Source organism: Pseudomonas sp. JH-2 (assembly GCF_036231725.1).
Taxonomy (GTDB): Bacteria; Pseudomonadota; Gammaproteobacteria; order Pseudomonadales; family Pseudomonadaceae; genus Pseudomonas; species Pseudomonas delhiensis.
The window spans coordinates 1-7,536 of the sequence record NZ_JAZAQP010000092.1 but is presented as its reverse complement, the minus strand read 5'-3'; the positions used below and the strand labels follow the sequence as shown (position 1 = coordinate 7,536).

At 69.1% G+C, this 7,536-nt stretch carries 8 protein-coding genes; 3 read left to right on the top strand and 5 right to left on the bottom strand.

What is annotated here, in order from left to right; translation table 11 throughout:
- Positions 1-166: 166 nt before the first annotated feature.
- The 5 genes from VV867_RS30620 to VV867_RS30600 form a co-directional block, all read right to left on the bottom strand.
- Positions 167-1,510: an ATP-binding protein gene (locus VV867_RS30620; RefSeq protein WP_109933091.1), complete on the bottom strand. Its 1,344-nt coding sequence runs from the start codon at positions 1,508-1,510 to the stop codon at positions 167-169.
- Complete coding sequence (locus tag VV867_RS30615) at positions 1,507-2,184, bottom strand: response regulator (protein ID WP_089394853.1); 678 nt, start codon at positions 2,182-2,184, stop codon at positions 1,507-1,509. Before VV867_RS30615 ends, VV867_RS30620 begins: the two co-directional genes overlap by 4 nt.
- A gap of 50 nt (positions 2,185-2,234) precedes the next feature.
- Positions 2,235-2,840 (bottom strand): hypothetical protein, encoded by a 606-nt coding sequence (locus VV867_RS30610; protein WP_328568406.1) that lies wholly within the window; start codon positions 2,838-2,840, stop codon positions 2,235-2,237.
- 398 nt (positions 2,841-3,238) lie between these two features.
- Entirely contained in the window at positions 3,239-4,438 is a 1,200-nt protein-coding gene (locus VV867_RS30605; RefSeq protein WP_328568405.1) for a lytic murein transglycosylase, read from the bottom strand.
- A gap of 11 nt (positions 4,439-4,449) precedes the next feature.
- A complete protein-coding gene (locus VV867_RS30600) occupies positions 4,450-5,121 on the bottom strand; it encodes a polysaccharide lyase family 7 protein (RefSeq protein ID WP_089394626.1) in 672 nt (223 codons plus the stop codon).
- A gap of 159 nt (positions 5,122-5,280) precedes the next feature.
- Here VV867_RS30600 and VV867_RS30595 point away from each other — a divergent pair, with 159 nt between their 5' ends.
- From VV867_RS30595 to VV867_RS30585, 3 genes are all read left to right on the top strand, one after another.
- Positions 5,281-6,075 carry a dienelactone hydrolase family protein gene (locus tag VV867_RS30595; protein WP_328568404.1) on the top strand — a complete coding sequence of 265 codons (795 nt, stop codon included), beginning with the start codon at positions 5,281-5,283 and terminating at the stop codon, positions 6,073-6,075.
- Positions 6,076-6,450: 375 nt separating this feature from the next.
- Positions 6,451-7,158: a 4'-phosphopantetheinyl transferase family protein gene (locus VV867_RS30590; protein WP_328568403.1), complete on the top strand. Its 708-nt coding sequence runs from the start codon at positions 6,451-6,453 to the stop codon at positions 7,156-7,158.
- 241 nt (positions 7,159-7,399) lie between these two features.
- On the top strand, positions 7,400-7,536 hold a 137-nt coding region (locus VV867_RS30585; protein WP_328566697.1), incomplete at its 3' end, for an OprD family outer membrane porin.

The following is a 7,536-nucleotide window of genomic DNA, read 5'->3' as shown; positions in this document are numbered from 1 at the left end:
CCCTGCGCGCGATTTCGCGGGCAGGGCCCGCTCCTACAGGTTGCCGGGAAACACGGTATTTCTCCCCCGTAGGAGCGAGCTTGCTCGCGAACAAACGCGGTGCCATGCGGTTCGCGAGCAAGAACCAGGCGTCCCCCTCGCTCCTATGAAGAGCGCTCCGACACACCTACCCCGGCAACCAGATGCGGAAACAGGCCCCGCCCAGCTCGGCGTCGTCCAGCGCCAGGTTGCCGCCATAGCTGTCGATGATGTCCTTCACCACCGCCGTGCCTATGCCCTGTCCCGGGTGCTGGGTGTCCAGCCTCTCGCCGCGCTGGAGGATGCGCTGGCGCTGGTCCGGCGGGATGCCCGGGCCGTCGTCCTCCACCCGCAGTTCGTAGCCGCCGTCCCGCTGGCGGGCGCTGACGCGCACGCGGGCCAGGCACAGGCGGTAGGCGTTCTCCAGCAGGTTGCCGAGCAGCTCCAGCAAGGCGCCCTGCTCCAGCGGCAGGCTCAGGCCCTCGGGGAAGTCGCGTTCGAGGATCACCCGCTTGTCGCGGTAGACCTTCTCCAGCGCGCCGGCCAGGGTGTCGAGCAGCGGCGCCAGCTGCACGCGGTGGCGCACCAGGCCGCTCTTGCGCAGGCTGGCGCGCTGCAGCTGGTAGCCGATCTGCTGGCTCATGCGCTCGATCTGGCTCTGCAGCACCTGCACCTGCTCGCGGTTGCCCGGCGCGTTGGCCAGGTTCTCGCTCACCCCCTGCAGCACCGCCAGCGGCGTCTTCAGGCTGTGCGCCAGGTCCGCCAGGGAGTTGCGGTAGCGCTCGCGCTGGCTGCGCTCGCTGGCCAGCAGGCGGTTGAGGGAGTCGGTCAGGCGCAGCATCTCGCTGGGGTGCTCGTCGCTCAGGCTTTCGCGCTCGCCGGCCTCGATCTGGTCCAGTTCCTCGCGCAACCCGCGCATGGAGCGGAAGCCCCAGCCCAGGCCGAGCCAGAGCAGCCCGAGCAGCAATAACAGCGCACCGCCAAGCCAGATGTACAACTGCTCGCGGAAGCCGTGCACCAGCTCGCGGAAGGCGCTCACCGGCTGCATGGTGACGATGCTGTAGGCGGCCTGCTTGCCGCCCACCAGGTCGATCTCCACGTCGTAGACGAAGAACTCGTTGCCATGGTCGTCGCGGGCGCGGGTGAAGACGTCGGGCTCGCCGTCGTACAGCGGCACGTACTGCACGCTCTCGTCCTGGGTCGAGGTGGAGCGCCAGACCATCTGCCCGTCGCGGTCGTAGATGTAGCCCAGCAGCTTGGACTCCGGCAGGTTGAAGTCCTCCACCGCCAGGTGCTCGGGCATGCTCAGGCGGTCGCCGTCGATGCGCGCGGAAGACACCAGGGTGGCGACGTCCGAGGCCAGGCGCTGCTGGATGGCATTCACCAGGGCGATGCTGAAGGCCCGCTGCAGGGCCGGCAGCAGCGCCAGCATGAACAGGATCGCCAGGGCCGCGGCCCCGAGCATCAGACGCAGGCGCAGCGAGCGCATCAGCGGCAGCGCTCGGTGAACAGGTAGCCCTGGCCGCGCACGGTGTCGATCGGGCGGAAGCCCTCGTGGCTCTCCAGCTTGCGCCGCAAGCGGCCGACCAGCACCTCGATGACGTTGGGATCGCGCTCGTCGTCGTCCGGGTAGAGCTGCTCGATCAGCCGCTCCTTGCTCACCACCTGCTGGTGATGGCGCATGAGGTATTCGAGGATGCGGTACTCGAAGGCGGTCAGGCCCAGCGCCTGGCCGTCCACCGTGGCCTGCTTGCGGTTGAGGTCCAGCAGCAGCGGGCCGGCCTCGATGGTGGCCTGGACGAACCCGCTGGAACGCCGCAGCAGGGCGTTCAGGCGCGCCTCCAGTTCCTCGAACTGGAACGGCTTGACCACGTAGTCGTCGGCGCCGGCGGCCAGGCCCTCGACCTTGTCCTGCCAGTTGCCGCGGGCGGTGAGGATGAGGATCGGGAAGGTCTTGCCCTGGCTGCGGAACTCGCGGATCAGGTCCAGGCCGCTCATGCCCGGCAGGCCGAGGTCGATGACCGCCAGGTCGTGATGGTATTCGCCGGCCCGGTACAGGGCCTCTTCGGCATTGCCCACGGCGTCGACCACATGGCCCTGTTCGCCGAGGCGGGTGTACAGGTGATGGCGCAACAGCGCCTCATCTTCCACCACCAGTAGTTTCATGGAACTTCCTCCTTATGCGGGGCCGGGCTTCGGGCCCGGCCCCCTGCCAGTCAGAACCGGTAGTTGGCGCCCAGGTAGAGCTGCGAGCTGCTGTGCAGGTCCAGCGATCCGACCTTGTCGCCGCCGTGGGGGCTCATCTCCGTGCTGGCATTGGTACGCAGGTAACGATAGCCGCCTTCCAGCGAGGCGTTCCTGCCGATGTCCTGGAGGATACCGGCCTGGGCGCCGATGGCGTAGCCGATGTCGCTGTCGCGGCTGTAGCCGCGGGAGTCCTGCTCCAGCTTGGTCAGGCCGAGGGTGCCGCCGCCGAAGACCTTGGTGCCCTGGTCGTTCAGCGGCAGGAAGGCGTCGTAGCTGCCGAGCAGGTTCTGCTGGCGCAGCTTCAGGCCGCGGTAGGTGTCGGAGGTGTTCTCGTAGGTGGCGTAGTAGCGGCCGTTGTCGTTCTGCTGGCCGGCGCGCACGCCCCAGGTGCTGCTGTTGTCGATCACGCTGTCCAGCTTCGGGTCGTTGAGGTTGCGGTTCAGCGCGCCGGATTTCTGGATGTTGTTGCTGGTTTCGCCCCAGGTCAGGCCGGCGAAGTTTTCCGAGGCCTGGGCGAGGCCCGCGGTGGCGCCGAGGATGGCGGTGGCGAGGGTGAGCTGCTTCAGCATGTTCATGGTGTCTCTCCGTCAGGGATGTCTGTAACTGGTTGACGGAGTGCAGGTTAAGGGGCGGCCACTGAACGCTACCTGACGCGCCGCTGAACCTTGCCTGAACGGAAAACGGTTGTAGGGCGCATAACGCCTACGGCGTTATCCGCCGTTTGGCCTCGGTGCCCGGCGGCTCCGGGGTTGACCTGGGCGTTGGCTGTGGCCTCGGCGTATCGGCGGATAACCGCGAACGGTTATTCGCCCTACGTCAAGGTCGGGCCTGGTGTAGGGCGGATAACGTTCGGCGTTATCCGCCGTTTGGCCTCGGTGCCCGGCGGCTCCGGGGTTGACCTGGGCGTTGGCTGCGGCCTCGGTGTATCGGCGGATAACCGCGAACGGTTATTCGCCCTACGAAAAGCGGCGGTTCAGTGCGCGGCTTGCAGGGCCTTGAGGATCTTCTGTCCGGCGCGGCCGTCGGCCGGTTGCAGGCCCAGGCGTTGCTGCTCGGCCTGGATGGCGCGGCGGGTGTTGTCGCCGATCAGCCCGTCCGGCTCGCCGATGGCGTGGCCGCGGGCCAGCAACAGTTGCTGCAGCTCCTTGCGCTGGGCGCGGCTCAGGCCCGGGTCGTCGGTCGGCCAGGGGGTGCGCAGGCCGGGTTCGCCGCGCAGGCGGTCGGACAGCAGGGCGATGGCCAGGGCGTAGCTCTCGGCGGCGTTGTAGGAGTAGATGGCGTCGTAGTTGCGCAGCACCAGGAAGGCCGGGCCGGCCTTGCCGGTGGGCAGCAGGATGGCGGCGCGGGCGTCGCCGGCCGGCAGCGGCCCGCCGTCGATGCGCTTCACGCCCAGGGCCTGCCAGTCCGCCACCGTGCGCCGCTTGGTGCGCCCGGCCTGGGATTCGTCGAAGTTCGCCGGCAGCTTCACCTCGTAGCCCCAGGCCGCGCCCGGCACCCAGCCGGCCTTGCGCAGGTAGTTGGCGGTGGAGGCCAGGGCGTCGGGCACGCTGCTGACCAGGTCGCGGTGGCCGTCGCCATCGAAGTCCTCGGCGATGCGCGCGTAGGTGCTGGGCATGAACTGTGTCTGGCCGAAGGCGCCGGCCCAGGAGCCGGTGATGCCGGCATCGCGCAGGTCGCCCTGCTGCAGCAGCTTGAGGGTGGCGAAGAACTCGCCCTGGAAGAACGCCTGGCGCCGCCCGTAGCACGACAGCGTGCCGAGGGAGACCAGCAGCGGGCGCTTGCCGGTGATGCGGCCGAAGTCGCTCTCCACGCCCCACACCGCCGCCACCGTGTACTTGTCCACCCGGTACTGGCGGGCGACGCGCTCGAACAGCTCGGCGTGCTGCGCCAGCATGGCCTTGCCGTCGGCCACCCGCTGCTCGTCCACCAGGCCGGCCAGGTAGTCCCACAGCGGGGTGACGAATTCCGGCTGGGCGTTGAGCAGATCGAGCACGCTGAGGTCAGCCGCCAGGCCGCCGGTGTAGCGCTGGTAGGCGGCGGCGCTCACGCCCTTGGCGGCGGCCTGCGGCTGCAGGCGCGCGAGGCAGGCGGAGAAGTCGTCGGCCACGGCGCCCGAGGCCTGGGACAGGCCGGCGGCGAGCAGCAGGGCCGGGAGGATTCGGGAAGGCAGCATGGGGCGGTTCCTCAACGGTGCATGATCGACAGGGCGCTGAAGGTCGCCCGCCCGCCTTCGCTGGCGGGGCCGCGATTATCCTGCAGGTACAGCCCCGCCTTGAAGTACAGGCCCTGGCGCGCCCACCGCGGGTCGAGCTGGCGGACCAGGCGCTGGTCGTTGACCTCGATGCTCAGCACGCCGGTGCGCGAGACGCCGATGCGGTAGTCGAAGCTGCGCCCCAGGGGAATGCCGTCGAGCACCGTGTAGGTGATGGCGGTGGCGTCGCCCGGGCGCTCGCGGATCTGCGCCAGCACCCGGCCCTGGTCCAGGCGCAGCTGGTAGACCAGCTTCAGCAGCGGCGCGGCATCCCCGCTGCCGGCACCGTCGCTGTGGACCTGGCCGATCACCATGCGGCGCATGGAGGGCACCGCGTCCACCTTCAATGTAGCGCGCAGCAGGCTGTCGACGTTCGGGTAGCGCCAGGTGTAGGGCGTGCCGTCGCTGCGCGTCTCGCGCAGTTCGGTGCGCGGGAACTCGCTGTTGGGCGTGTGGCTGCCGTTGACCGGCACCCAGAACTCCACGCCGTCGATGCTGCGGTGGAAGTACGGGCTCTGGTAGTCGCGCTGCAGCGCCGGGGTGGAGATGGTCCTGGCCGGGCGGCCTTCGGGGAGGGTGAGGTTCCAGGTACTGAGGTCGAACATCCGTTGTGGGTCCCGCACGGCTGACTGGCCCGGCAAGGGTAGCCGATGGCGCCGCGGCTTTCACGCGATGCCGCGGGCTTGAGCGGTTGCGCCGGGAAAATCCGACCGCCGCCGCACAACCGGCTATCTTTTTCAGTCCACCCTCTGGAGAAAACGCCCATGCGCCTGCTCGCCACCCTGCTGCTGCTCGGCCTGGGCTTCGCCGCCCAGGCGGAGGTCAAGACCCAGGAAATCCCCTACCAGGCCACCGACGGCACCAAGCTGGTCGGCTACTTCGCCTACGACGACGCCCAGGCCGGCATCCGCCCGGGGATCATCGTGGTCCACGAATGGTGGGGCCTGAACGACTACGCCAAGCGCCGCGCCCGCGACCTCGCCGCGCTGGGCTACGCGGCGCTGTCCATCGACATGTACGGCGAGGGCAAGGTGGCCGAGCACCCCGAGCAGGCCCAGGCCTTCATGCAGGAGGCGCTGAAGAACGCCGACGCCGCCAAGGCGCGCTTCCAGGCCGGCCTGGACCTGCTGAAGAAACAGCCGCAGACCGACCCGGCGAAGATCGCCGCCATCGGCTACTGCTTCGGCGGCAAGGTGGTGCTGGACATGGCCCGCCAGGGCCTGCCGCTGCTGGGCGTGGCCAGCTTCCACGGGGTGCTGGCCACCGCCACTCCGGCGCAGCCGGGCGCGGTCACCGCCAAGGTGCTGGTGGAGCACGGCGGCGCCGACAGCCTGGTGCCGGCCGACAGCGTGGCCGCCTTCAAGCAGGAGATGGACGCCGCCAAGGTGGACTACAGGTTCGTCGTCCAGCCCAACGCCAAGCACAGCTTCACCAACCCCGACGCCGACAAGCACAAGGGCCACGGCCTGGACGTGGGCTACGACAAGACCGCCGACCAGAAGTCCTGGGCCGACCTGCAGGCCTTCCTCAAGGACATCTTCCAGCAGAAGGCTGACTGAAGCGGGATGCTCTTCGCAGGATGGGTTGAGCCTGCGAAACCCATGCGGTCGTGGCGATGGGTATCGCTTCGCTCAACCCATCCTACGAGGGTGTTGGCGTTTGGCCGGGCAAAAAAAAACGAGAGCCCGAAAAGGGGCTCCCGCCACGATCTGTGAAAAAGCCGGAGCACGCGGCTCCGACAACAACCTCACCTGCGTTCCGGCAAAGGAACGCGAGGCGCAGTGTGGCAAATTCCCCGGGCGCCGATCCGTAGCGCTTCGGTAAACCTTTGCAAGCGAATGTAAAGGCTTCGTGACCGCCCGGACGCGACTGGACGGTCACTCGCCACACGAATCCACTGGCACCGCGTCCGGCGGCCGGGCAGAATCCCCGCCATGCTCGACACCGACGACTTCCTCACCCCGCCCCAGGCGCACTGGCCGCTGCCCCAGGCACTGCCCGGAGCCCTCCTCCACAGCTGCCGCTTCCAGCCGCAGAAGCTCGACGCCCAGGCCTTCGGCCGCCATGGCGTGGACCTGCCGCCGAACATCGGCCGCGCGGTGGCCAAGCGCCGCGCCGAGTTCCTCGCCGGGCGCCTGTGCGCCCGCGCCGGCATCCAGCGCCTGACCGGGCTGCCACAGACGCCGGGCCTGGCGGCCGACCGCTCGCCGATCTGGCCGGGCGGCCTGGCCGGCTCCATCACCCATGGCGACGACTGGGCCGCCGCCGTGGTGGCCCGCCGCGACGCCTGGCGCAGCCTGGGCCTGGACGTCGAGACGCTGCTCGACGCGGCCCGCGCCAACCGCCTGCTGGAGGAAATCCTCACCCCCGCCGAGCGCGAGCGCCTGGCACCGGAGCAGCTGGGCCTGGGCGTGACCCTGACTTTCTCGCTCAAGGAGAGCCTGTTCAAGGCCCTCTACCCCCTGGTGGGCCGGCGCTTCTACTTCGAGGACGCCGAGCTGCTGGCCTGGGACGCCGAGGGCCGCGCGCGCCTGCGCCTGCTCTGCGACCTGTCCGGGGAATGGCACCGCGGCCGCGAACTGGATGCGCAGTACGTCCTGTTCGACGGGCGCCTGCTGAGCCTGGTGGCGGTGCCGGCCTGAACGGCCGCCGCGGGATTTATTGACTTTAAAGTCAGAATCTGGCGTCATGCACGCCGTCCCGCCACCCGGCGGTAGCCCTCCGCTAGCCTGAAGACGCCACCCCCATGACGACCAGCGCCACGCCATTCGCTATATAAAAAAACACATAGCGATAGCGGAAAAGCCCGGCTACCCTGCCCAATCCGGCGTCGGCAAGCCCCGCCCAGCAGGACAGAACAAGAACGGACCAAGGAGCATGACAATGAAGCGATCCACCCTCGCCCTGGCCATCGCCACGGCGGCCCTCGCCCAGCAGGCCAGTGCCGGCGGATTCATCGAGGACAGCAAGGCCAGCCTCGGCCTGCGCAACTTCTACATCAACACCGACAACCGCAACGG